The organism is Corynebacterium tapiri (genome assembly GCF_006334925.1).
Classification (GTDB): Bacteria; Actinomycetota; Actinomycetes; order Mycobacteriales; family Mycobacteriaceae; genus Corynebacterium; species Corynebacterium tapiri.
This window is the reverse complement of sequence record NZ_VDHJ01000007.1, coordinates 106,365-129,473: the sequence shown is the minus strand read 5'-3', so window position 1 is coordinate 129,473 and position 23,109 is coordinate 106,365. Positions and strand designations below refer to the sequence as shown.

The 23,109-nt window shown below is 60.1% G+C and carries 24 protein-coding genes, 1 tRNA gene and 1 rRNA gene; 22 read left to right on the top strand and 4 right to left on the bottom strand.

The window, feature by feature from the left end:
- Positions 1 to 203 precede the first annotated feature (203 nt).
- From rrf to der, 19 genes are all read left to right on the top strand, one after another.
- Positions 204 to 321: ribosomal RNA gene (rrf, locus tag FHE74_RS06165) — 5S ribosomal RNA — on the top strand.
- Positions 322 to 473: 152 nt separating this feature from the next.
- Complete coding sequence (locus FHE74_RS06160) at positions 474 to 1,343, top strand: tetratricopeptide repeat protein (protein WP_139465628.1); 870 nt, start codon at positions 474 to 476, stop codon at positions 1,341 to 1,343.
- Between the two features lie 11 nt (positions 1,344 to 1,354).
- Positions 1,355 to 2,338, top strand: coding sequence for an HAD-IIA family hydrolase (locus tag FHE74_RS06155; protein WP_139465627.1), 984 nt, complete (start codon positions 1,355 to 1,357; stop codon positions 2,336 to 2,338).
- Positions 2,335 to 2,502, top strand: a complete 168-nt coding sequence (locus FHE74_RS10660) for a hypothetical protein (protein WP_180339696.1) — start codon at positions 2,335 to 2,337, stop codon at positions 2,500 to 2,502. Before FHE74_RS06155 ends, FHE74_RS10660 begins: the two co-directional genes overlap by 4 nt.
- Before the next feature lie 38 nt (positions 2,503 to 2,540).
- Positions 2,541 to 3,365, top strand: coding sequence for a TlyA family RNA methyltransferase (locus tag FHE74_RS06150; RefSeq protein WP_139465626.1), 825 nt, complete (start codon positions 2,541 to 2,543; stop codon positions 3,363 to 3,365).
- Positions 3,362 to 4,327, top strand: a complete 966-nt coding sequence (locus FHE74_RS06145; protein WP_139465625.1) for an NAD kinase — start codon at positions 3,362 to 3,364, stop codon at positions 4,325 to 4,327. The genes FHE74_RS06150 and FHE74_RS06145 overlap by 4 nt, the downstream gene beginning before the upstream one ends.
- An 18-nt stretch (positions 4,328 to 4,345) precedes the next feature.
- On the top strand, positions 4,346 to 6,082 hold the full coding sequence (gene recN / locus FHE74_RS06140) for a DNA repair protein RecN (protein WP_139465624.1): 1,737 nt from the start codon (positions 4,346 to 4,348) through the stop codon (positions 6,080 to 6,082).
- 67 nt (positions 6,083 to 6,149) lie between these two features.
- Positions 6,150 to 7,349 carry a putative cytokinetic ring protein SteA gene (steA, locus tag FHE74_RS06135; RefSeq protein ID WP_139465623.1) on the top strand — a complete coding sequence of 400 codons (1,200 nt, stop codon included), beginning with the start codon at positions 6,150 to 6,152 and terminating at the stop codon, positions 7,347 to 7,349.
- A 62-nt stretch (positions 7,350 to 7,411) separates the two neighbouring features.
- Positions 7,412 to 8,335 carry a copper transporter gene (locus FHE74_RS06130; protein ID WP_139465622.1) on the top strand — a complete coding sequence of 308 codons (924 nt, stop codon included), beginning with the start codon at positions 7,412 to 7,414 and terminating at the stop codon, positions 8,333 to 8,335.
- A gap of 9 nt (positions 8,336 to 8,344) precedes the next feature.
- The gene (locus tag FHE74_RS06125; RefSeq protein ID WP_139465621.1) at positions 8,345 to 9,013 is read left to right on the top strand and encodes an NUDIX domain-containing protein; all 669 of its coding nucleotides are present in this window, start codon (positions 8,345 to 8,347) and stop codon (positions 9,011 to 9,013) included.
- Positions 9,014 to 9,021: 8 nt separating this feature from the next.
- The gene (xerD, locus tag FHE74_RS06120) at positions 9,022 to 9,936 is read left to right on the top strand and encodes a site-specific tyrosine recombinase XerD (RefSeq protein ID WP_139465620.1); all 915 of its coding nucleotides are present in this window, start codon (positions 9,022 to 9,024) and stop codon (positions 9,934 to 9,936) included.
- A gap of 208 nt (positions 9,937 to 10,144) precedes the next feature.
- A complete protein-coding gene (locus FHE74_RS06115; protein WP_139465641.1) occupies positions 10,145 to 11,008 on the top strand; it encodes a ParA family protein in 864 nt (287 codons plus the stop codon).
- Between the two features lie 30 nt (positions 11,009 to 11,038).
- Positions 11,039 to 11,887 (top strand): segregation and condensation protein A, encoded by an 849-nt coding sequence (locus tag FHE74_RS06110; protein WP_139465640.1) that lies wholly within the window; start codon positions 11,039 to 11,041, stop codon positions 11,885 to 11,887.
- Between the two features lie 37 nt (positions 11,888 to 11,924).
- On the top strand, positions 11,925 to 13,181 hold the full coding sequence (locus FHE74_RS06105) for an adenosylmethionine--8-amino-7-oxononanoate transaminase (RefSeq protein WP_246049209.1): 1,257 nt from the start codon (positions 11,925 to 11,927) through the stop codon (positions 13,179 to 13,181).
- A gap of 14 nt (positions 13,182 to 13,195) precedes the next feature.
- Positions 13,196 to 13,861, top strand: coding sequence for a dethiobiotin synthase (gene bioD / locus FHE74_RS06100; protein WP_139465618.1), 666 nt, complete (start codon positions 13,196 to 13,198; stop codon positions 13,859 to 13,861).
- Entirely contained in the window at positions 13,861 to 14,418 is a 558-nt protein-coding gene (gene scpB / locus FHE74_RS06095; RefSeq protein ID WP_139465617.1) for an SMC-Scp complex subunit ScpB, read from the top strand. The genes bioD and scpB overlap by 1 nt, the downstream gene beginning before the upstream one ends.
- An 81-nt stretch (positions 14,419 to 14,499) precedes the next feature.
- Positions 14,500 to 15,390, top strand: coding sequence for a pseudouridine synthase (locus tag FHE74_RS06090; RefSeq protein ID WP_139465616.1), 891 nt, complete (start codon positions 14,500 to 14,502; stop codon positions 15,388 to 15,390).
- A complete protein-coding gene (gene cmk / locus FHE74_RS06085; protein ID WP_139465615.1) occupies positions 15,390 to 16,082 on the top strand; it encodes a (d)CMP kinase in 693 nt (230 codons plus the stop codon). The genes FHE74_RS06090 and cmk overlap by 1 nt, the downstream gene beginning before the upstream one ends.
- The gene (gene der, locus FHE74_RS06080) at positions 16,079 to 17,668 is read left to right on the top strand and encodes a ribosome biogenesis GTPase Der (protein WP_139465614.1); all 1,590 of its coding nucleotides are present in this window, start codon (positions 16,079 to 16,081) and stop codon (positions 17,666 to 17,668) included. The genes cmk and der overlap by 4 nt, the downstream gene beginning before the upstream one ends.
- A gap of 10 nt (positions 17,669 to 17,678) precedes the next feature.
- Here der and FHE74_RS06075 read toward each other — a convergent pair whose 3' ends face one another.
- Positions 17,679 to 17,993 (bottom strand): hypothetical protein, encoded by a 315-nt coding sequence (locus tag FHE74_RS06075; protein ID WP_139465613.1) that lies wholly within the window; start codon positions 17,991 to 17,993, stop codon positions 17,679 to 17,681.
- Positions 17,994 to 18,004: 11 nt separating this feature from the next.
- The gene (locus tag FHE74_RS06070) at positions 18,005 to 18,637 is read right to left on the bottom strand and encodes a class I SAM-dependent methyltransferase (protein ID WP_246049207.1); all 633 of its coding nucleotides are present in this window, start codon (positions 18,635 to 18,637) and stop codon (positions 18,005 to 18,007) included.
- A gap of 221 nt (positions 18,638 to 18,858) precedes the next feature.
- Here FHE74_RS06070 and FHE74_RS06065 point away from each other — a divergent pair, with 221 nt between their 5' ends.
- Positions 18,859 to 19,827 carry a diacylglycerol/lipid kinase family protein gene (locus FHE74_RS06065; RefSeq protein WP_139465611.1) on the top strand — a complete coding sequence of 323 codons (969 nt, stop codon included), beginning with the start codon at positions 18,859 to 18,861 and terminating at the stop codon, positions 19,825 to 19,827.
- Positions 19,828 to 19,844: 17 nt separating this feature from the next.
- Positions 19,845 to 20,738, top strand: coding sequence for a sucrase ferredoxin (locus FHE74_RS06060; protein ID WP_139465610.1), 894 nt, complete (start codon positions 19,845 to 19,847; stop codon positions 20,736 to 20,738).
- Here FHE74_RS06060 and FHE74_RS06055 read toward each other — a convergent pair.
- Positions 20,735 to 22,195, bottom strand: coding sequence for a tryptophan-rich sensory protein (locus tag FHE74_RS06055; RefSeq protein WP_139465609.1), 1,461 nt, complete (start codon positions 22,193 to 22,195; stop codon positions 20,735 to 20,737). The two genes, FHE74_RS06060 and FHE74_RS06055, sit on opposite strands and share 4 nt — an antisense overlap.
- A 79-nt stretch (positions 22,196 to 22,274) precedes the next feature.
- Here FHE74_RS06055 and FHE74_RS06050 point away from each other — a divergent pair, with 79 nt between their 5' ends.
- Positions 22,275 to 22,928 (top strand): CPBP family intramembrane glutamic endopeptidase, encoded by a 654-nt coding sequence (locus FHE74_RS06050; RefSeq protein WP_139465608.1) that lies wholly within the window; start codon positions 22,275 to 22,277, stop codon positions 22,926 to 22,928.
- A gap of 48 nt (positions 22,929 to 22,976) precedes the next feature.
- Here the strand turns inward: FHE74_RS06050 and FHE74_RS06045 are convergent.
- A tRNA-Pro gene (locus tag FHE74_RS06045) sits at positions 22,977 to 23,050 on the bottom strand.
- Between the last annotated feature and the right edge of the window lie 59 nt (positions 23,051 to 23,109).

Below are 23,109 nucleotides of genomic sequence, written 5' to 3'. Positions count from 1 at the left end.
AGAGATGATGGGGTTGATAGGCCGGATCTGTAAGCATTGTGAGGTGTTGAGGTGACCGGTACTAATAAACCGACTTCAAACACGCTTGATTGTGTGCCGCACGAGATAAACACATGAGAATATGTTGTTCGCGTTCATTATGCAGTGTCTGACACGACACAGCACCTGGTCCTTGTGTGACGGGGTTGTTGTTCTGTGGTTGTGTCGGTGGTTGATGGTGGTGGGGAAACGCCCGGTCCCGTTCCGAACCCGGAAGCTAAGCCTGTCCACGCTGATGGTACTGCACTCGGGAGGGTGTGGGAGAGTAGGTTACCGCCGACCAAAAAGTAAAAAAATAATTTCACAGTGAAGTAATTATGAAGAGGGACGTGATCGTAGGAGTCGTTTAGTGATGACTTCAGCGATCACGTCCCTTTTTCTTTTGCTTGTAAAGTGGCTTCACGCGTGTTTACACGGCTGAGAGGACGTTAGTTATGAGCGATCACAAAAAGGGTCTTTACTCCCGCGATGGCGGCAAAGGTAAGCGAGTCCGTTCTGGCCGAAATGCGGGGCATCAGGGGCGCAAGGGAGACGTCGAGAAGCGAGAGCGTAGCTCCAATCGCCGTTACGGTCCCTCTCGTCCGCGCTACCGGGAAGAGCGCATGGAACGCCGGAATAATGAGCCGGATTTGCCGGAGGGCATCGATATCAAGGACCTAGATCCTTTGGTGCTCCAAGATCTTCAGGTTTTGGCAATGGACAACGCTGATGCCGTCGCCAAGCATATGATTACGGCCATCGACCTCCTAGAAGATGATCCCAAGCTGGCGCTTCGGCACGCGCGCGCTGCTAAGGAGCGTGCTGGTCGTGTGGGCGTCGCTCGAGAGGTCAATGGCATCGTGGCTTACCGTGCAGGTGAGTGGAAGGAAGCCTTGGCGGAGTTGCGTGCCGCTCGTCGTATTTCAGGCGGTCCTGGAATGCTCGCGGTCATGGCAGATTGCGAGCGAGGGCTTGGTCGTCCTGAGAAGGCTATCGAGTTAGGGCGGTCAGAGGAAGCGCGTTTGCTCGATCAGGACTCGCATAGAGAGCTAGCTATCGTTGTGGCCGGGGCTCGATTGGACATGGACCAGGCCGAGTCGGCCGTTGTGACTTTGGAACGGCTTGATCCACAGGAAAGCGATGCCAGCGAGTCAGGCGTGCGCTTGAACTACGCGTATGCGGATGCGCTGTTGCAGGCTGGTCGTGTCGACGACGCCCGACGGTGGTTTGAAGTTGTTTTGCAGGCGGATGCGTTGGAGACCACGGATGCAGCCAGTCGTCTAGCAGCACTGGACGAGGGCCATTCTTCTAACGCGGCAGAGTAGGAGCCATTATTATGACGCTGCTTGAGCAACACGACGCCCTGCTCTTGGACCTGGACGGAACAGTCTGGGAGTCTGGGCAGCTGATTGACGGAGCGCTTGACGTGCTTGGATCGACGGACACCACGCTGATGTACGTCACCAATAACGCATCGCGTAGTCCCGAAACGGTCGCCGAAATGTTGAGCAATGTCGGGTTAGCGACCTCTGCATCTGCCGTGTTGAACTCAGCTCAAGCCGCGGTTAACCTCGCCCGGAATGTCGTTGCCAAGGGCTCTCGCGTGCTTGTTTTGGGCACCGAGGCGTTCTCTGCTGCAGCCCAGACCGCTGGGTTCGAGGTGGTCGGATCTGCTGAGGAAGATCCAGCTGTGGTGTTGCATGGGCACAATCCGGCTACGGGATGGGCAGAATTGTCAGAGGCGGCCCTAGCCATTCAAGCTGGTGCTCGCTACATCGCCTCAAACGTGGACACTACGCTTCCTACTCCCCGTGGTCTTTGCGTCGGCAATGGCTCAATGGTCGCGGCCGTGACTTCTGCGACTGGTGTAACTCCGCAGTCCGCTGGTAAGCCTGAACCAGCCATGTTTGTTCAGGCTGCGTCGTCGTGTCAGGCTAGGCGTCCACTGGCGGTTGGGGATCGTTTGGATACTGACATTAAGGGAGCCGTAGCTGCGGGTATGTCCTCATTGCACGTCCTCACCGGTGTCTCCCAACACCACGCCCTGGTCAAGGCGCCCGTGGAACAGCGTCCTACTTATGTTGCCGAGGACCTGCGAGGCCTGCTTCAACCCGCCGAGGCTCTTCTTCCCGGAGCGCAGGGTGGTTTCTCCGCCCGCCGAGTAGGAGAAGACATAGTGCTGGACGGCGGCACTAACGCTTCTACCGCGACGCATGCGCTGCGCACGGTGCTAGCTGTTGCTTGGAATAGTCCGCAGCCGCCGCGAGGCGTTCAAGCTGGTTCACCCCACGCTGAACGTGTCATGGAGCAATGGCTATGAGTAGGCCGATCCCACGAGATCCGAATGCGCCCCAGGTCGACCCTGAGCAGCTGCGGGCGGACGTCACAGAGGTCTTAACGCAACAGTCTGGCTCGCTCCAGGAAGAAGCAGATATTCTGGAGCGCGCTCATGACTTGTTGGCACATGCTCTAAAGCTCGACTAGTTAGAACTTATTCACCACTTCGAAAGCACGTATTTGCCATGGCTCCAACCCGACGGCGTCTCGATGCCGAACTCGTCCGGCGTAAGATTGCTCGCTCACGTGAGCAAGCTACTGCCATGATCAAGGCCAACCGCGTGACGGTGAATGGGCTTCCGGCAGTGAAACCAGCTACGGTCGTTGAGCCCGAGGCCTCAATTAAGGTCGCAAGCGTCGAAAACGACGATTACGCCTCGCGCGGAGCCCACAAACTACTCGGTGCTCTCGAGGCGTTCGAGCCACACGGATTGCAGGTAAAGGGCAGGCGTGCACTGGATGCAGGTGCCTCGACCGGGGGTTTTACAGATGTTCTTCTCCGCCGGGGAGTACGTGAGGTTGTCGCTGTTGACGTGGGTTACGGCCAACTCGACTGGCGGCTGCAAAGCGATGAGCGAGTACGAGTATTGGACCGAACCAACATCCGGCACCTTACTCCAGAGATGGCCGGTGGCCTGTGCGATCTGATGGTGGGTGACTTGTCCTTCATCTCGCTCAAGCTGACACTTCCGGCAATCGCGGAGTGCATGGCCGAAGGCGCGGACCTTTTGCCCATGGTGAAGCCTCAGTTTGAGGTTGGAAAAGATCGTTTGGGCTCGGGCGGCGTTGTGCGCGATCCCGGCCTGCGGGCTGAAGTGACGCAAGATGTTGCTGACTTCGCGCTGAGCCTGGGCCTAAGCTGCAAGCAGGTGGTCGCCTCACCTCTGCCAGGTCCGAGCGGCAACGTGGAATTCTTCTTGTGGCTGGTCAAGGATGGCGGTGCATCCGCACCAAGCAAGCAGCAGTGCGCGGACATGATCAAGCACGCCGTAGCGGAGGGCCCACAATGACTCAGCCAGGATCAGAGATCAACGCCTACCCACAGGCGCTTAGCCCCCGGCCACGCGAGGTGCTGCTCGTCCCGCATACCGGAAGGCCCGCTAACGTAGCTGCGGCCTCGAGCGCGGCTCGCCAACTTCAGGAATCCGGGGTTGGTGTTCGCGTGGTGTCGCATCATGACCCAACACCACTCAACGAGGACGAGGTGCTCGGTGCACTGCCACGCGTTCCCCATGATCGCCGGGCAGCGGTTGACTGCGACTTCGTCCTAGTTCTGGGCGGCGATGGAACGTTTCTGCGAGCCGCTGACCTGGCCTATGCGCAGGACCTACCGGTGCTGGGAATCAACCTGGGCCATGTCGGCTTTCTCGCGGAATGGGAGGCGGAGTCACTGGACGTTGCCGTTCAACGGGTGATCGATGGCAAGTATGGCATCGAGGACCGCATGACTATCGATGTCCGGATCTTGGACGCCTCGGGACGCGAGCTCGGCAGTGGTTGGGCATTAAACGAGGTCAGCGTGGAAAACAGCAATCGGCGTGGGGTTCTCGACGCCATTCTCGAGGTCGACTATCGCCCGGTGAGTTCTTTCGGGTGCGACGGTGTACTCATATCCACTCCTACGGGGTCGACGGCATACGCCTTTTCTGCTGGCGGGCCAGTGCTGTGGCCAGAGCTGGATGCCATCCTGGTCGTTCCTAACAACGCCCACGCATTGTTCACCAAGCCGTTGGTGGTTTCGCCAAAATCCACCGTGGCTTTCGAGCTCGCCACCGAGACCTCGACTGCAAGCGCGGTGATGGACGGATTTCGATCGATTGAGATGCCTCCCGGATCACGGGTTGAGGTGGTGCGCGGCCAGCGGCCGGTGCGGTGGGTGCGTATCGACGACCGCCCGTTTACCGATCGCCTCGTAAACAAACTGCGCTTGCCGGTCTCTGGTTGGCGAGGCCCGTCGAAAAGCGCTACCTAAGCCACTAGGATCGAACATATGCTCGCAGACCTCTCGATCAGTAACCTGGGCGTCATCACTTCTGCCTCCGCGGAACTATCTAGCGGTTTGACGGTGCTCACGGGTGAGACCGGCGCAGGTAAGACCATGGTTGTCACGGGCCTACGTCTGCTGTCAGGGGGACGTGCTGATGCCTCACGCGTTCGAAGTGGAGCAGAGCGTGCCCTCGTGGAAGGAAGTTTCGTCTCGGCTGACTTGGGGCCGGGTCAGCACCGGAAAGTAGCGGACCTAGTGGAGGCGGCGGGCGGTGTTCCTGATGACAATGGTGAGTTCCTCGTCGCGCGCTCGGTCACTGCGGGTGGACGATCAAAGGCCTACCTGGGTGGTAAGGCTGTTCCTGCCGCTACTCTCAAGGAGTTCTCCGAACACCTGCTGACGATCCATGGTCAAAATGATCAATTGCGCCTCTTGGCTCCCGAACAGCAACTAGCTGCCATTGATCGTTTCGACGAGTCCATCGCACCCCTGGTGCAGGAATACCGCGAGGCGTATAAGAAATATCGCGCGTTGGCTAAGGATCTGCGCGAGCGGACCAAGTCGAAAAGAGAATTGGCGCAGGAAGTCGACCGTCTGACGTTTGCCGTCAATGAGATTGAGGCCGTTGATCCCCGAGAGGGAGAGGACGAAGAACTTCTCGCGCAGATTCGCCGTTTGCAGAGCGTCGATACGCTGCGTGAACAGGCGACAGAGGCACTCACGTGCATAGACGGGCCCGAGGCTCTTGGCGGCTATGGCGAGGAGGACCCGGCCTCGACTTTGCTCGGGCGGGCAGCGGAAACTCTCCGTTCCTCGTCAGATGTAACTCTTCGGGAGCTGGGAGAAGAGCTGACCGAGGTCTCGCAGAGACTGTCCACGGTCAGTGGGGAGCTAGGCAGCTACCTAGCAGGCTTGCCCGTGGATCCGGGGGAGTTGGACACGCTCTTGCACCGACAGCAGGATCTTAAGTCCCTGACCCGCAAGTACGCACCCGATGCCACGGGAGTTGTGCGATGGCTGGAAAAGGCGAAGCTGCGGCTATCCAAAATCGACACGTCGACGGAAGCGCTGGAAAAGCTTGCCAAGCAGGTCGCTAGCGCGCAGGCTGATATGGAGAAAAAGGCAGCGCGCCTGTCTAAAGCCCGCGGGCGAGCAGCGGGCACGCTTGCGCAGGAGGCCACCAAAGAGATCCGAGGGCTGGCGATGCCCAAGGCGCGGTTGGAGGTTTCCATCGAGCAGACCGACTGTGGTCCGTACGGAGCAGACAGCGTGGAGATTCTTCTTGCCCCGAACGACTCCACGCCAGGCCGTCCCTTGGCAGCCTCGGCCTCAGGCGGTGAGCTCTCACGCGTGATGCTCGCGTTGGAAGTCATCTTGTCATCCACGACTACCGGGGAGACCTTGGTTTTTGACGAGGTTGATGCCGGCGTAGGCGGGCGCGCGGCCGTGGAGATTGGTCGTCGGCTCGCTCGCTTGGCCCAGCGGCACCAGGTCATCGTGGTCACACACCTCCCGCAGGTGGCCGCCTACGCAGATACTCACCTGCACGTGGCCAAGCACGTGGGGGATGACGAGGTCACCTCGGGAGTGCTGACTTTGAGCGCGGATCAGCGCGTCGAAGAATTGGCTCGCATGCTCGCGGGCCTGGATGACACTGAAACTGGACGGGCGCACGCCCAGGAGCTCTTCGATCGCGCGCGGGCTGAGGTCGAGGCAGAACGCAGTGCGGCCAGAGCATGACCAAAAGTTCAACCTGACCTTCACACTTGGGCGCGCCTTGTCACTTCACGGTTCGTTATAAGGAAGAATGCAGCGCATGAGCCTGACCTCTGCATCCTCCGACGACTTGACGCTCTGCTCTGGAACCCTGCGCGATTGCACCGCGGGGAGCAAAGGCCGTCGCAAGGTGCGATCCGGCGACATTGCCGTGATCGACACCGCCAACCTCAGCCGACGCGAGGCGCAATTTCTCATCGACGCTGGTCCCTCCGCGGTCGTCAATGTGGACACGTTTAGCATGTCTGGAGTTCCGCATTACGGCCCCTTGATGCTTCTCGACGCCGGCATCCAGCTCATCGAGGGAGCCGGCGCGGAGTTCCGTGCCTCGTTCCGTGACGGCTCCAAGAAGGGGCGAGTTACCACAGACGGGCGGATCTACAACGGAGAAAAGCTGCTGTCTGAGGGTCGTGTGCTGACCCGAGAGGCAGCCGAGCAGACGTTTGCCACCTCGCAGAAGGGCTTGGTCAAGCGCATGGAAACCTACTACGACGACACCATCTCCTTCCTGCACACCGAGGGTCCGCTCCTCATCGACGGACTGGGAATCCCCGAGATCGGCGAGGACCTGGCAGGTAAGACAGTCCTCGTGCTGAGCCCGCACGCGGGCCTTGCCGAGCAGTTGCGGAGCCTGCGCCACTTCATTCGCGAGTTCGACCCGGTAATCATCGGCGTGGAATCCGCGGCCAACACTGCTGAATCTGCCGGCTACCGTCCCGACGTTGTCGTCGGTGATCCGGCCGAGGTGGATGCCGATCTGCTGCGTTCCGGAGCGCAGGTCATCCTGCCAGCGGATGCGGATGGATCTGCGATTGGGCTGGATCGCATCCACGATTTGGGGGTGGGGGCGATGACGTTCCCCACCACCGTTGAGTCCTCTACGGATCTAGCGTTGCTGTTGGCTGATCACCATGGGGCTGACCTGATCGTCTCTGCCGCGCCCTCCGTGGACTTGGACGGAGTCTTGCATGATCGCCCGGAGGCCGCACCGGCCTCAAGCCTGGTGCGCCAGAAGCTGGGGGCCAAGTTGGTTAATGCCCGGGCCATCGAGCGCCTGTACACCTCGAGCAGCTCTGGTGCTGGAGCCTGGCTATGGGCCATTTTCGGCCTCTTGGTTGCTCTGGCAGCGATTGTTGCTGTCGTTGGGTTCAGCGGAGACGGTTCGTTCACGCAAAACCTGATTGATACGTGGAACTCCATCGCTCTGTGGTTCCAAGGACTGTTCAAGTAATCGGCCTGAAGATTCGGCGTCGATAAGCACACCGAACACACCCGAGAGAGTGAGGAATACACATGCGTTCTAGCGTGGCGGGATACGTCATCGCCGGCCTGGGCCTAGGAACGGCAATCGGAGTGGGGCTGGGTGCGTTGGTCATTGCTCCCCATACCCCGGGGTTCGGAGGCACGCCAGAATCAGGCTGGACGATGGAGAATCCGGAAGCGTCGCAGCCCAAGGCGAAGCCAGAAAAGGTTGATGCGCCCGTCGATGAGCGCGTGCAGCGAGCCCAGCGCGCGAACGAGGAAATGGTCGCGATGCTGGGAGCGGCTGCCGTCAAGGACGAGCTAAAGAATCGTCCGGTGATAACTCTGACTGCTCCCGGAGCGCCGGGAGTCCAGGAGACGCGTGAGCTTCTGCAGGGTACTGAGGCAATCGACGCCGGGACTATTGAGCTGACGTCAAAATTCTTTGAGCAGAAGCACGCCGAGGAGCTCAGCTCTGTGGTGGGAGAAGCAATCAAGGATTCAGAAAAGCTCGATACGCCGCAGAAGAAGCTCGGTGCACTTCTGGGTACGGCACTAATGCTCAACCCAGAAAGCGGGGAGCCGCTGGTCTCCGTGGATGAGCGTGCCCAGGTTCTCCAGGGGCTGCGGCAAGCGGGATTCATTATGTATGAGGACGATACGATTCGCCCCGCCCAGGGCGTGGTGCTATTTGCTGAAGGCGGGGGACAGTTCGCAGCCGACGTGGCCGCCGATACTGCCCGCGGTATCAAGTCCACCGGAAACGCAGTTGTGATAGCAGGCGGAAACGGGGCGGAGCAGGTCGACGCCGTAGGCGTCTTGCGTGGCAGCGACGCTGCGGTCAGTACCGTGGACAACGTGGACCAGAAGGCTGGGCAGGTCGCGGTTGTGCTGTCCCTGGCCGAGCAAATGCGTAAGAAGCATGGCCATTACGGTGTTGGCGAATCTGCCCAGTCCGTCGCACCAGGGCAGTAGGAGGGTTCAATGTTCAAAAATCATGAGTTCTCTGTAGTCTCCTCGGAATACCTGGTGGAATCGCCGATTCTGGGGCTGCGCCGCGACACCGTGGTCATGCCCGGAGGAACACAAGCCAGCAGGGAGGTCGTTGAGCACTTCGGTGCAGTGGCGGTCGCGGCTGTCGACGAAGAAGGGCGAGTGGCGATGGTGCGCCAGTATCGCCACAGCGTAGGCCAACGTCTGCTCGAGCTGCCGGCTGGTTTGCTCGACATTGCAGGCGAGGATCCCTTAGAGGCCGCACAGCGTGAGCTCGTTGAGGAAGCGGGTTTGGCCGCCGCATCCTGGACGGTCTTGACAGACGTGATGAACTCTCCCGGTTATTGCGACGAGGCCTGCCGCATCTTTCTTGCCACCGGACTGCGCTCCGTCGAGCGCCCCGAGAGCGAGGATGATGAAGAGGCGGACATGTCCAATCAATGGGTATCGCTAGCCGAGGCCCGTGCGCAGATCCTGCGATCCGAAATCATGAACTCGATTGCGGTGGCAGGCATCTTCGCTGCAAGCGAGGTGTTGGCTGGGCGGGGATCCGGCCGCCCCGCCGATTGCCCATTTCCCGCTCGCCCGATGCGCCTGGCTCAGCGCCGGGAAGCCGCCGGCATTGCGCCCGACATGAAGCGTTTGCCTAGCCAGCCCTAGGAAGCGTCATGACTGTCGAAGACCTCTCCCGGTCGTGGCTAGATCACCTCGCAGTAGAGCGAGGATTGAGCGCAAACACGCTGAGCAACTACCGCCGCGACGTCCAACGTTACGTTGATTGGCTATCCGCTGTCGGGATTGACAGCCTCCAAGACGTGACCGAAAAGCACGTCGAGAGTTACGTTGCCGATCTGCGATCAGGTCGTTCTTGTGGAACGCCCCTGGCCGCCTCATCAGCGGGGCGAGCGTTGGTGGTTGCTCGTGGGCTGCACCGCTTCGCATTGGCCGAGGGCGCTATCGCGGTGGATGTGACGGCAGAAATTTCCCCGCCGGCGACAGGGCAGCACCTTCCGGACACTTTGAGCATCGCCGAAGTCGAAAAGCTACTCACAGCGGTGGGCGAGGGGGAGTCCGCGGGACCGCTGGAGATTCGAGATCGCGCATTGCTTGAGCTTCTGTATGGAACGGGCGCGCGTATCTCTGAGGTCATCGGATTGACCGTCGACGATGTGGCAGAGATGGATGGCTACATTCGAGTGCGTGGCAAGGGCAATAAGGAGAGGATCGTTCCTGTGGGCGGAGCGGCGACTGAAGCGTTGGAAGCCTACGTGGTTCGTGCTCGTCCAGTCTTGGCGACAGGTGCCAGTCACGCGCTGTTCCTGAACACCCGCGGCAACACTCTGTCTAGGCAGAGCGCGTGGGCCGTGATTAAGAGTGCAGCCCAACGGGCCGGGATCTCCAAAGACATCTCGCCTCACACTCTGCGCCATAGCTACGCCACCCATCTACTAGAGGGCGGGGCGGACGTACGATCGGTGCAGGAATTGCTGGGGCACTCCTCGGTGACCACCACCCAGATCTATACTCACGTAACCGCCGACAACTTGCGCAGCGTGTGGAGGGAGTCCCATCCGCGAGCATAGGTCAAGGTGTATGACTTGACTTTCGCTTCTCGACGTCCCCTCTTACCTAAAGACTCTCGACAGTCCCGGGCGTATTCCGTGCAGGGGTTGGCACTCCAGGTAGTATCTGGCATTGAGTAAGTAACAGCGGTGTTATTCGCTGCTGGCGCCAATGCAAGACGTGAGAAGCCTAGGGATCGCTCACGTAGTCAAGGAAGAGGCGATGACTGTGGGAGACAACGGGCTGTTTGATAAGCCGGAGATGGGGTTGACCGGCCGACCCAAGCGCGAGCTTCCTCAGCCCCCTGCCTTGGATAGGCACGGCCCCGCCAAGATCATCTCAATGGTGAACCAGAAGGGCGGGGTGGGAAAGACCACGACGACCATCAACCTGGGAGCGTGCCTAGCAGAGCAAGGGCGCAAGGTGCTGCTCGTTGACCTTGACCCACAGGGTGCATTGTCGGCTGGGTTAGGCGTGGGGCATGACGAGGAACTCACCACTGTCTACGACCTCATGCTGGATAACACCAGCTCGATCCACTCGGCCATTCGCCACACCAACGTGTCTGGCCTTGATCTGGTGACGGCCAACATTGATCTATCCGCCGCCGAGATCCAACTGGTCAATGAAGTCGGCCGCGAGCAAACCCTCGGGCGTGCGCTACGACCTGTGCGTCGAGACTACGACTACATCATCATCGACTGCGGACCATCCCTGGGCCTGTTGGCGGTCAATGCGCTAGCCTGCTCGCACGGCGTGATCATTCCCATGGAGTGCGAGTTTTTCTCCCTGCGTGGACTCGCACTGCTGACGGACACGGTGGAGAAGGTGCGTGATCGCATCAACTTCGACCTCGAGATCGTGGGCATCCTCGTCACGATGTTTGATCGCCGAACCACCCATGCCCGCGAAGTCATGGACCGGGTCGTTGAGGTCTTTGGCGACCGAGTATTCGATACCGTGATTACCCGCACCGTTCGATTCCCGGAAACGTCAGTCGCCGGCGAGCCCATCACCACCTGGGCGCCTAGTTCGCAGGGTGCTGCACAGTACCGCAACCTGGCACTCGAAGTCATCGAGCGCACAGGGTAGGTCTCGGTGGCCAGCACGCGCGCTCGGCCGATCGCGATTGGGCCCCGTCGATCCCAAAGCACGGCGGTATCACCTGACCATTCGGAGCAGCCTCAGATCACGGGGTTCACCCTGGCATTGGGCAACTTCGAGGGGCCGTTCGACTTGCTTTTGCAACTCATCAACGCGAAGAAGATGGATATCACAGATGTCGCGTTGGCGCAGGTGACGGACGAATTCATCTCCTATGTCAGGGCACTCGACGTATCGGACGCCTTGGAGGAGACCACAGAGTTTCTTGTGGTGGCGGCAACTCTGGTGGATCTAAAGGCTGCCCGCCTTGTTCCTCGCGGCGAGGTAGAGAATGAGGACGATCTTGCGCTCTTAGAATCGCGCGACCTGCTGTTTGCCCGGCTTCTGCAGTACAGGGCCTACAAGGAAGTTGCCTCCGTATTCGCTCAGTGGCAGCGCGATGCCCGCCGGAGGTATCCCCGAGCGGTAGGGGTGGAGGATCGGTTTACCGATTTGCTCCCACCCCTGAAATTGGACCTCGATGCCGCCTCCTTTGCGCACATCGCGGCGGGAGCTTTCCGCCCTCGCCCGCCCGAAGAGGTGTCCACAGGGCACATCCATCAGGTCGCGGTCTCGGTACCTGAGCAGGCTGGAAAGATGCTGGACATACTGCGCATCGTCGGCCCGGGGCAATGGCTGAACTTTGCGGCGCTTACCCGGGACTGCACGCTCAGTATTGAGGTCGTTGGCCGCTTCTTGGCTCTCCTTGAGTTGTATAAGGCGAAGGCTGTTGAGGCGTCGCAGGCGGAGTCGCTGGGAGAACTGAATGTGCAGTGGACTGGCCTGGAGGTGGATCCTGCCGTAGTAGCGGCAAGCAACTGGGATTGAACACTGTTCAATTATGCTCGGTTGGGTGACGTTATCTCTGAACACGAGCGCCATTGAACAGTTCGACTCCGCCCACCTATGGCATCCCTATGCGCCTGCACATGCGGGCTCCCGGGTTGTGACCAGTGCAGAAGGGGTTCACATCACGCTCGGCAGCGGCGAAAAGGTCATCGATGCCATGAGCTCTTGGTGGTGTGCGATCCACGGGCACCGCCATCCACACCTGATGGCAGCTGCCCATGCGCAGCTCGACATCCTGCCTCACGTCATGTTCGGTGGCTTAACTCACGAACCCGCTGTTCGAGCCGGGGATTTGTTGCTGCAACTCACCGACCATGCCTTCTCTTCAGTGTTTTTCGCGGACTCTGGCTCGGTTTCCGTGGAGGTAGCCATAAAGATGGCGTTGCAGTATGCGCGTGCGACCGGGCATCCGGAACGCACCAAACTCATGACCTGGAGGTCCGGGTATCACGGTGACACTTTTGGCGCGATGGGGGTGTGCGACCCCATCAACGGGATGCACCACCTTTTTAGCGGAACTCTGGCCCAGGCTACGTTTGCCCCCGCTCCACCAGTCTGGGATGCGCCCGAAGAAGAGGTCGCAGCATATCTGCGTCAATGTGAACTCGAGGTCACTGACGATGTAGCGGCGGTGATTATCGAACCCGTCGTGCAAGGCGCTGGAGGTATGCGGTTTCATCACCCACGACTGGTTGCTGGTATTCGTCAGCTGTGTACCCGGCGCGGAATCCTCATGATCGCCGATGAGATCGCCACCGGATTCGGCAGGAGTGGTTCGCTCTTTGCCACCCTCGATCACGGAGTGGTTCCGGACATCATGTGTGTGGGCAAAGCGCTCACCGGGGGAACGATGACGCTGGCAGCAGTAATGGCAACCTCTGAAATCACCGATGGGGTGGGAACCCTCATGCACGGGCCTACGTTTATGGCTAACCCCTTAGCCTGTGCGGTGGCTGCTGCCTCCTTGGAGCTTATTCAACGTGGAGATTGGCGCACTCAAGTTGCCCAGATTGAGGAGTGGTTACGCCAAGGTTTGGCGGGAATCGAGGGCAGCGCTGCAGTGGCTGATGTTCGAGTTTTGGGTGCTATCGGAGTCATCGAGATGCGCGAGGACGTCGATATGGCACGGGCGACCGAGGCTGCAATTTCCTACGGGGTGTGGTTGCGCCCCTTCGGGCGACTGGTCTACACCATGCCACCTTTCATCTGCACACGCAGCGACATCGCGGCCATCTGCGACGCCATGCGCGCTATCGTCGCGGCTCACGAGTAGCAAAGGACCACGAATTGTTCATCTGCATAACCGGCACCGGCACGGATGTGGGAAAGACATGGGTCACGGCTGCCCTGGCAGCTGGTCTGGTTCAGTCCGGGCTAGAGGTCGGAGTGATCAAACCCATGCAGACGGGGACGAATCCGGGGGAGGGCGACGCTGCTGAGGTTGCGCGGCTAAGCGGCGTCGATACGCAAGAACTCCACGTATATCCGGAACCCCTTGCCCCGAATGTATCGGCTCGGCGGGCGGGCATTTCACAGCCCAGCCTGGCTGAGTTGTGTCACAGCATCAAAAAGCAAGCCTGTCCCGTAACCCTCATTGAGGGCGCTGGGGGCCTGCTCGTGCGGTTGGCCGAGGATTACACTCTCGCAGACGTTGCCCGCGAATTGGGTGCTCCGCTGGTTGTGGTTACCTCACTTGGATTAGGCAGCCTGAACTCTGCGGAGTTAACGGTGGAGGTTGCGCGTAACCGAGGTTTGTCAGTTATTGGGCTGGTCGGGGGAAGTCTCCCAGAGACCAACGACGCCGCGACTTTGACCAACCTTGAGGAGCTCGAGCGTGTGTGCTCTGTTCCCCTGTTGGGGTGCTTGCCGGAGGCACTGTCGCCCAATGCGGAGAGCCTGCCAGTCGCAGTGAGTCGGATCGCGGAGATGTGTCAAGCAGTAGAATCCGAGTAATGGCGCTCGATCTCCCTCTTATCTCCCAAGTCCGCTCTCGTCTTGAGTCGGTTCTGCTGGTCGTGGATTCTCCTGTCTCAGCGGAACAACTTGCCACCGTGGTGGAGGTAGATGAGCAGGAGATCACGCGGATTTTGGAGGAAATTGCTGCGGAATATGACTCTCGAGGTAGTGGCATTGATTTACGCCGTACCGACGAGGGATGGCGGCTGTATACCCGGCCAGACAACGCGGACGCGGTGGAAAAGTTCCTGCTTCACGGTTCCCACTCCCGTTTGTCGCGGGCCGCGCTGGAGACCTTGGCAGTAGTGGCTTATCGTCAACCGGTGACGCGCGCGCAGGTAGCAGCTGTTCGCGGAGTTAACGTCGACGGCGTCATGCGCACGTTGCATCTGCGGGGTTTGGTAACAGAGGTAGACCCCGATCCCACAACGGGAGCTCACCGCTACGCCACCACGGAATTGCTTTTGGAACTGCTGGGTATAGATTCTCTGGATCGTTTGCCGGAGTTGGCGCCGCTATTGCCTGACGTTGATTCCATCGACGAGGAGTTTTAACGCTACGATTGGCGCTGTAATAGACCCGCGGCTTCGCCTCGGGCAATAACCCAATACCGATGAAAAGGACGCGTACCCAACGTGACCCCACCCGCTCGCCGAGATGGCACACCGGACCCTGGCTACCGCCACTCCCACGCCAAGCCCGCTAAGAAGCAACACGCTGCCCACCCGCTTGCCGATAAGTGGTGGGAAGACGACGCACCCGCCGCAGCCAACAGCGGTCAGCCGCAGGCCCGAGAGGGGGAACGCCTCCAGAAGGTGCTGGCCCGTGCCGGTGTCGCTTCTCGACGCCATGCCGAGGTGATGATTGAGGCGGGCCGCGTCGAGGTCAACGGGGACATTGTGAAGACACAGGGTATGCGCGTCGATGCGGAGCGAGACGTGATCCGCGTGGATGGCGTCCGCGTGAACGCCAACGAGAACAATGAATACTTCATCCTGAACAAGCCTCGCGGTGTTCTGTCCACCATGTCGGATGAAGAGGGGCGTCCTTGCGTGGGCGATCTCATCGCAGACCGACTTGCTGCAGGCAACCGCCTCTTCCACGTTGGCCGGCTCGATGCCGACACGGAGGGCCTGCTCCTGCTTACCAACGATGGAGAGCTGGCTAATCGCTTGACCCACCCGCGTTACGGTGTGCGCAAGACCTACCTGGCCACCGTGTTGGGTGAGGCTCCCAACTCGATTGTTCGTGACTTGAAAAGCGGCGTGGAACTCGAAGACGGTGTAGCCAAGGCGGATCACGTCCAGGTCGTGGACCGCCATAACGGTTACTCCCTTATTCGCGTGGAGCTGCATGAGGGCCGTAAGCACATCGTGCGCCGCATGCTCAAGGCAGCTGGCTTCCCGGTGCAGCGTCTCGTGCGTACCAAGATGCACACCGTCCAGCTGGGAGAGCAAAAACCCGGCACGATGCGCGCTTTGAACGATTCCGAGCTGACCAGTCTGTACAAGGCGGTGAAGATGTAATGATTTCTAATACTGCTGATAACGGCTTGATTCTGGCCGTTGATGGCCCGTCTGGAACAGGCAAGTCGACCACGTGCAGAGCATTGGCCAAGGAGCTGAACGCCAAGTACGTGGACACAGGCGCCATGTACCGCGTAGCCACTCTGGCCGTCCTCCGTGCCGGGGTGGATCCGGCCGATACTGCAGGCGTGATTGCCGTGACCGAACATCTGCCGCTCGAGGTCAATGACGACCCGGACGCCACCGCAGTCATGTTTGATGGCGAAGACGTATCCGCAGAGATTCGCGGGCCTGAGGTCACGCAGAATGTCTCCGCTGTCTCCGCTATCCCGGAGGTACGGCGCAACCTGGTGGAGTTGCAGCGTCGTCTAGCGGCGCAGGCGCATCGCGCGATCGTCGAGGGGCGCGACATCGGAACCGTCGTCCTCGCCGATGCTCCGGCTAAGGCCTTCCTCACCGCCAGCGCGGAGGTACGCGCCCGACGCCGATTCGACCAAGACCAGGCCGCTGGTCGCACCGTTGATTTCGCTGCCGTTCTGGCCGATGTGCAGCGCCGCGACGCGCTCGACTCTTCCCGCGCCACCAGCCCGCTGAAGCCTGCCGATGATGCTGTGGTCATTGACACCTCTGAGCTCTCGCGCGACGAGGTACAGCGTCGGCTGATCGACCTGATTAAGGAGTCCGCCCGATGAGCTCACACGAAAACGAGCACAACCCTGAGGTTGAGGAGACCCAGTTCGTCTATCACGACGCGCACGGCGGCGAGATGGATGCAGAAGGCGTCTTCAGCGACGAAGACGAACTGAACCCGGGCCACGGTTGGGCGCCGGTTGATTTTGACGAGTCGGAATTCGACTACGAGTTCTCTGAGGAAGAGAACACCGACGAGTTCACCGAGTCTGACTGGGAGCGCGTCGAGGAAGCACTGGGCATTAGTCGCCCGGACACGGTCGAGGAAGCACTGTGCACCGTGGCGATCGTGGGCCGGCCCAATGTGGGCAAGTCCAGCCTGGTCAATCGATTCCTCGGTCGCCGCGAAGCCGTCGTGGAGGACTTCCCAGGTGTAACCCGCGACCGCATCCGCTACCTGGCTGAGTGGTCCGGTCAGCGATTCTGGGTTCAGGACACCGGTGGATGGGACCCCAACGTTAAGGGCATCCACGCGGCTATTGCTCACCAGGCGGAGGTCGCCATGGCCGAGGCGGATGTGATCATCATGGTGGTGGATACCAACGTGGGTATCACCGAAACTGACTCCGTCATGGCGCAGCGTCTGCAGCGTTCCGAGGTCCCTGTCATCTTGGTGGCCAATAAGTTCGACTCCGACTCCCAGTTTGCCGACATGACCGAGTTCTACTCGCTCGGCCTCGGCGATCCTTGGCCGGTCTCCGCTCTGCACGGACGCGGTGGCGCCGACGTGCTGGATAAGACTCTGAGCCTGTTCCCGGAGGTGCCGCGTGCTACCTCGATTACCGAGGGGCCGCGCCGAGTGGCCCTGGTGGGCCGACCCAACGTGGGTAAGTCCTCTCTGCTGAATAAGTTTGCCCGTGAAGAGCGCTCGGTGGTCGACAACGTGGCAGGCACCACGGTGGACCCGGTCGACTCCATCATCGAGCTGGATGAGAAGACCTGGCGCTTCATTGATACCGCCGGGCTGCGCAAGAAGGTCAAAAATGCCCAGGGGCATGAGTACTACGCCAGCCTGCGTACGCGCGGTGTCATCGACGCTGCCGAGGTCTGCGTTTTGCTTATCGACGCCTCCGAACCCATCTCGGAGCAGGATCAGCGTGTGCTCGCTCTCGTCCTGGAAGCTGGAAAAGCCCTAGTGGTGGCTTTCAATAAGTGGGACCTGATGGAGGAGGATCGCCGCTACTTCTTCGACCGCGAATTCGAGGAGCAGCTCGCCCACATTCCCTGGGTGAAAAAGGTCAACATCTCGGCCAAGACCGGTCGCGCCCTGCACCGCCTTGAGCCCGCCATGATGGAGGCTCTGGACAACTGGGACAAGCGCATCTCCACCGGTCAGTTGAATAACTGGCTGCGCGAGGCCATCGCGGCTAACCCGCCGCCGATGAAGAACAACCGTCTGCCCAAGGTGCTCTTTGCCACCCAGGCTTCGACTCGACCGCCGACAATCGTGCTGTTTACCACTGGCTTCCTCGATGCTGGCTACCGGCGCTACCTGGAGCGCAAGTTCCGCGAACGCTTCGGCTTTGAGGGCAGCCCGATTCGAATCGCTGTGCGCGTGCGCGAGCGTCGCGATCGCCGCAAGAAGTAACCGCTCGTGTCTAGGCCTGCGCCCACTCATAAAGGGCGCGAATGGCCTCGGCGTGCGTGTCGTACTCGGTGAGCGAACCGTCGATAAGCACTGAGCCACCGCCGGGGGTGGAGAGCTCCACCTGGGCTGAGGCCTCGTCTCGGTCCCGGATGAAGAAGGTGCGGCTGACCACATGGTCATCGTTGCCAACGAAGCCGCCTTCTTGTCCAGCGATGGGGAACTCGGAAGTAGCAACATCGATGAGATCGAGCGAGTTGGGTTCTCCGTAGTTAGCCCACAGAAGAGTTTGTGCTAGAGCCTCATCAATGCGATTCGCTTGTGCCATATTCCCGCATTTTAGCTTCGTTCCAGAACGAACGCGTCTGTGCGGTAGGGGATGGGAAGCAGCTGACCAGGTTGGAATTCCAAGCGTTCATGCAGATACCAGTTGAGGTTATCCGTAACGCGTTGGCGCACTTTTTCCGAGGACTTCAGCCAGTAAGAGCGTGTGTGAGCCAGCAGATGGAGCTGATCTGTCCGTAGGTGTGTGACCCAGCGGGTTCGTACCTCCCGGCTAATGGTCCAGGGGTAATGCACCTCAGGAACAAACCCCTCGCGGTGAATGTCTCCGGAATGAATAATGCGGGCTAGACGCAGGATCCACGGATGCGAAACGTCCAACGTATTCCACGCCAGCACCACCTTTCCGCCAGGGGAGAGGATGCGGTCAAGCTCCTGACATACCGCGGATGCATCCAGCCAGTGCCACGTTTGTGCAATGACGGCACCGTCCACACTGTTATCGGCCAGGCCCGTTGACTCAGCGACTGCCTGCCACACGTGCGCAATGGATTTGGAAGCGGCGATCGAGACCATAGCGGGAGAAGGATCGAGTGCACCTAGGAAAGAGGCGTTGAGCTTTTCGACGAACTTTCCTGTGCCTGCACCAATGTCCACGATCTGGTCGCAGCCGTTGAGCAGAGAAGTCACTTCCGGGGGGTACGAGGGACGCACAGCATCGTAGACGTCTGCATCTCGAACAAAGGCTCCAGCAGAATGCTGGCGATGTTGAGTAGACCGAAACGTCGGGGTGGACTTGGCCGAAGGCGGACGATGGAGTGACGGGCGCTGCACAACTCACCACTGTACAAAGCGCGATCTCACGGCCGGTGCTCTGACCATACCTAGTAAGCACCGCTAAAGTAGTGGGCATGTCACACAACAACCAGCGAGCCGTCATCGTTTTCAATCCGGTCAAGATTGAACGCGAGGAACTCGAGCCGCTCGTCAAGGCGGCCGCCTCCAAACACGGTTGGCAGGAGCCCGAATGGGTCGAGACCACCGAAGATGATCCCGGCGAGGGGCAAGCGAAAGAGGCTGCTGCCGATGGCGCAGACATGGTCTTGGCCTGTGGCGGTGATGGGACGGTGCGTGCCGTGTCCACTGGCCTGCGGGATACTGAAGCTGCAATGGGCATCATCCCGCAGGGAACTGGCAATCTGCTTGCACGCAATTTGGGATTGCCACTGGGCATGGAAAAGGCCATTGACGTCGCTTTTGGCGGCGCAGACCGAGTGATCGACTTCTGTGCTGCAGACGTGGTTGATGAAAGCGGCGAGGAACGCACCATCCCATTCGCTGTCATGGCTGGCGTGGGTATCGATGCTCAAATGATTGAGAACACCGACGATGACCTGAAGAAGAAGACCGGTGTGTTCGCCTATGCAGTGGCTGTGATCAAGTCACTCGGCGGAGGAAACCGCTTGAATCTCACCTACCGAATTGATGAGGGGGAGGAGACAAAGACCCGGGCTCATTCCGTGATCGTGGGCAATTGTGGCGAATTGATCGGGGCGATCGAGCTCATTCCGGATGCAGAACCCGACGACGGGCTTATCGACCTCTTAATTATGCGCCCCAAGGGAGTCTTTGGCTGGATCCCCATTATCTGCCGCATCGCTGGTCAAATTGCCTGGAAGTACCTAGGCCGTGGGAAGCGTTTCGACGGTGCCAAGCACACTTCAGACGATGTTCACTACGCCACAGGACACACTGTCTCTGTCGAGCTTTCGCAGCCTGAAGTCTTTGAAGTTGACGGCGATACCGTGGGTAAAGTTCGTTCTTTCGCCATCAGGTTGGATCCCCTGTCGCTTTCGGTGCGGGTTCCACAGGACGCCTGAGAGGAGATAATACGTCTGTGACTTCGACGGATTCAGCACAATCGGCTCAGGCTTCGCGCTGCTCCGACTTCGCTATCGAGCCGTTGCCCGGCACGGCTAAGACGGAGCGGGTGTACGTAGTTTTCGAGCATCCGAACGGGTGGAGCCATGATGTCTTAGACGGAGATACCTTTGGCTCTGATCTCACTGCAAAGATTGCCGCTCACTTGGACGGCAAAGCCGGGCTCCAGCTGATCCGCCAGCCTGGAAGAGAAGGGCGGCAGGTAAGACGGTCGCACTGCTTTATCGTGTGGGCCGAGCTAGCGATCACTGAGCTGGTGTGGATGAATGGTCCGGAGGAAATTCTCAACCTCGATCTGAGTGGGCCAGGAAAGAACGACGCAGAGATCGTTGAGCATCCCTTGGTCTTAGTGTGTACTCACGGCAAGCGGGACGTGTGCTGTGCGATTAAGGGGCGTCCGTTGGCCTCCTCCCTGCACCAGGCCTTCTGCGCACATGGTGGAACGGACAGCGTATGGGAGACCAGCCACACCAAGGGGCACCGCTTCGCCCCGTCCGTTCTGCTTATGCCCTGGGGGTATAGCTTTGGTCGACTGAATTACTTGGCGGCCACAGATTTGGTCCGGCGGGCGAATAAGGGCGAGATGTTTCTGGCCAGCAATCGCGGCCGAGGTATTTATGACCAGCACGGGCAAGTTACCGAAATTGCCGTGGCCACCCAGCTGGCTAAGGTCGGGGAGACGGTTTACTACGGCGATCTCTCTGTGCACGGTTCTGTCGTAGAGCACCGTGACGGGCGACGCTTTGTTGTCGAAACGCGTAGCCGCGAAGTAGACGGGGTCCTAGCCTCCTGCGGCAAGGCCCCAGGCGTGCAAACGGTCGTGGAGGCGACGAGCGTGAGTGAGCTCTAACCCTCGTTCTTTGCGGCAATGGCTCCGGACAACACGGTCGCAAACGTCGTCCACGCTGCATAGAGGCTCAAAACCGCTCCGCGTTCCGGGCTGGACTTCCAGGTCCGGCGAGTGAGATCTAGGCTGCTCAGGGCTAGGGCCCCGGCACCCGCGGTGGATAGCCAGGGGCGTCGAGCCCTAAAGAACAACCCACACCATCCGGCGTTCAGCACGAGGTTTGCCCCCAAAGCAGTGGCATAGCTACGCGCCTGGGTGGTCTGTTCTTTCTCTAGGTGGTCCGCGATGACGAGCGAGCTCATGCCCGCGATGTCCAAGTACAGCGCGCTCCACGCCTCGGGGAAAACCCATGCAGGCGGCTGGAAGGCGGGTTTGCGCAAGCGCTTGTACCACCTGTTGTCGGGCTTGGTCAGGACGCTGCCTGCTACCGCGGTCGCAGCCACTGCGGATCCCACACCTGCAACGACCTTGAACCATCGGCGGGTATCAGTGTGCTCGGTGGCTTTAGCAATAGCTTCTGCAAAGGCGGTGTTTCCGCCTTCGGGTTGGCCAACCAGGCCTTCCAGGTCGCGCTCTTTGACCACTGTGTGGTGAAGTAGCGATCCCATAAGCGCGTTGATGAGGCCGAGGTCAATTGGGGTCACAAGCGCCAGACCGCGGGCAGCGATTTGCTGATTAAGAATTGGCGCGGTTACCACCGGGTGGGTGGGCAGCTTGGTCACGCGCGAATAGGTCTTCAGCATATCCGAATAGGCCAGCGTGTCAGGTCCACCGATATCGAAAGTGCGGTTGAGTTCGGCCGGCAGATTGGCTGCGCGGGTGAGATAGAAGATGGCGTCGTCTACGGCGATGGGGGTGATCTGGTTGCGGATCCAATCTGGTCCGATGACGCCAGGCAGACGTTCGGCAGCATGGCGCAGCATGGTGAACGACGAGGAACCTTCGCCAATTACCACGCCCGCCTGCAGGCATGCGGCGGGTACGGACGACTCCAAAAAGACCTGTCCTACTTTGACCCGCGACACCAAGTGGGCGGATAGCTCCTGATCGTCCGGGTGGAGGCCTCCCAGGTAGACCACCCGGGAGATCTGAGCGTCTTCGGCGGCCGAAATGAAGCGTTGCGCCATGTTTCGCTCGGCGGTGACAAAGTCTTCTTCGCTATCACCCATGGAGTGCAGGAGGTACCACGCGACATCGACGTCTTCTAACGCGTGACGTAGGTCGTCCTGCGAGGAAGCATCACCGACAAAGACCTCAACTTCACCGGCGTGCGCGGTGTCGTGCTCGGGCACGATGCGCTCGCTATACGGCATGGACTCGGCCTTGTCGCGACTCCGGGAAAAGGCACGGACTGCCCACCCCTGTTCGATGAGGGCTGAGACCACCTTGCTGCCGATGTATCCGGTGGCGCCGGTGACCAGGGCGTGGCGGGTAGCGTCTTCCCGCTTAGGCTCGTTCATCTCGGGGGATCCTCTTCCATCGCGTTAGACTTCCACTGGTTACCCTGCTCAGTGTAGGTGTTATGTCACACTGAGGAGTATGACTGCAACGGCGTCGTTTCCCACCGCCCCTCCACAAACCCGGCCCTGGGCAGCAGTTGTCGCGCCCGCCGTTTTGGTAGCTGCGTTACTGCTGGCATCCGCGCTGGCTAGCCCCGCCTCGCCGACGTTCTATAAGGCAACCTTGGCTTCTGCCGCAGTCCTCTTTGCCACCTGGTGGTGGCAGGGCGACAGGGGAGTTTTCAAAGCGGATCAGCTGGCTACCCACGTCCTGCGTGGTGCAATCTTCGGCGCTGGTTTGGCGCTGTTGTTCTTCCTCGGGGCAGTAGCCGTGTCCTATATCCCGGTGTTGGCAGGACCAGTGGAAAGGCTCCTGGTCAATGCGCAGGGGCCGGCTGTGGGACTGACCTTGCTAGTCACCTTGGTAAATGGAGTCGGGGAGGAACTGTTCTTCCGTAACACCGTCGTCCGTCACCTCCGCCCACGGTGTGGGCGCTGGGTGTACTTTGCAGCGCTTGGACTCTACGTTGCGGTCACCGCCACCATGCTGGTCCCGCTATTGGCAGTGGCCGCGATCGCCGTGGGCGCTCTGGCCCACTATGAAGCCCACCGCACCGGGGCTTTGACGTCCGCGATAGTCATGCACGCGGTATGGGCGGTGATGCTGATTGGACTGATGCCGATCGTTCTTTAACGGTCAGATAGGCAAAAACGCACAACCAGCGGTTGTGCGTTATTTCTGTCGGGCTAACAGGATTTGAACCTGCGACCCCTACACCCCCAGTGTAGTGCGCTACCAAACTGCGCCATAGCCCGTCCGTCGCGCGGTGTATCGTGCGACTCGCACAGCTTACAACACTGTGATCTTCTGCTCC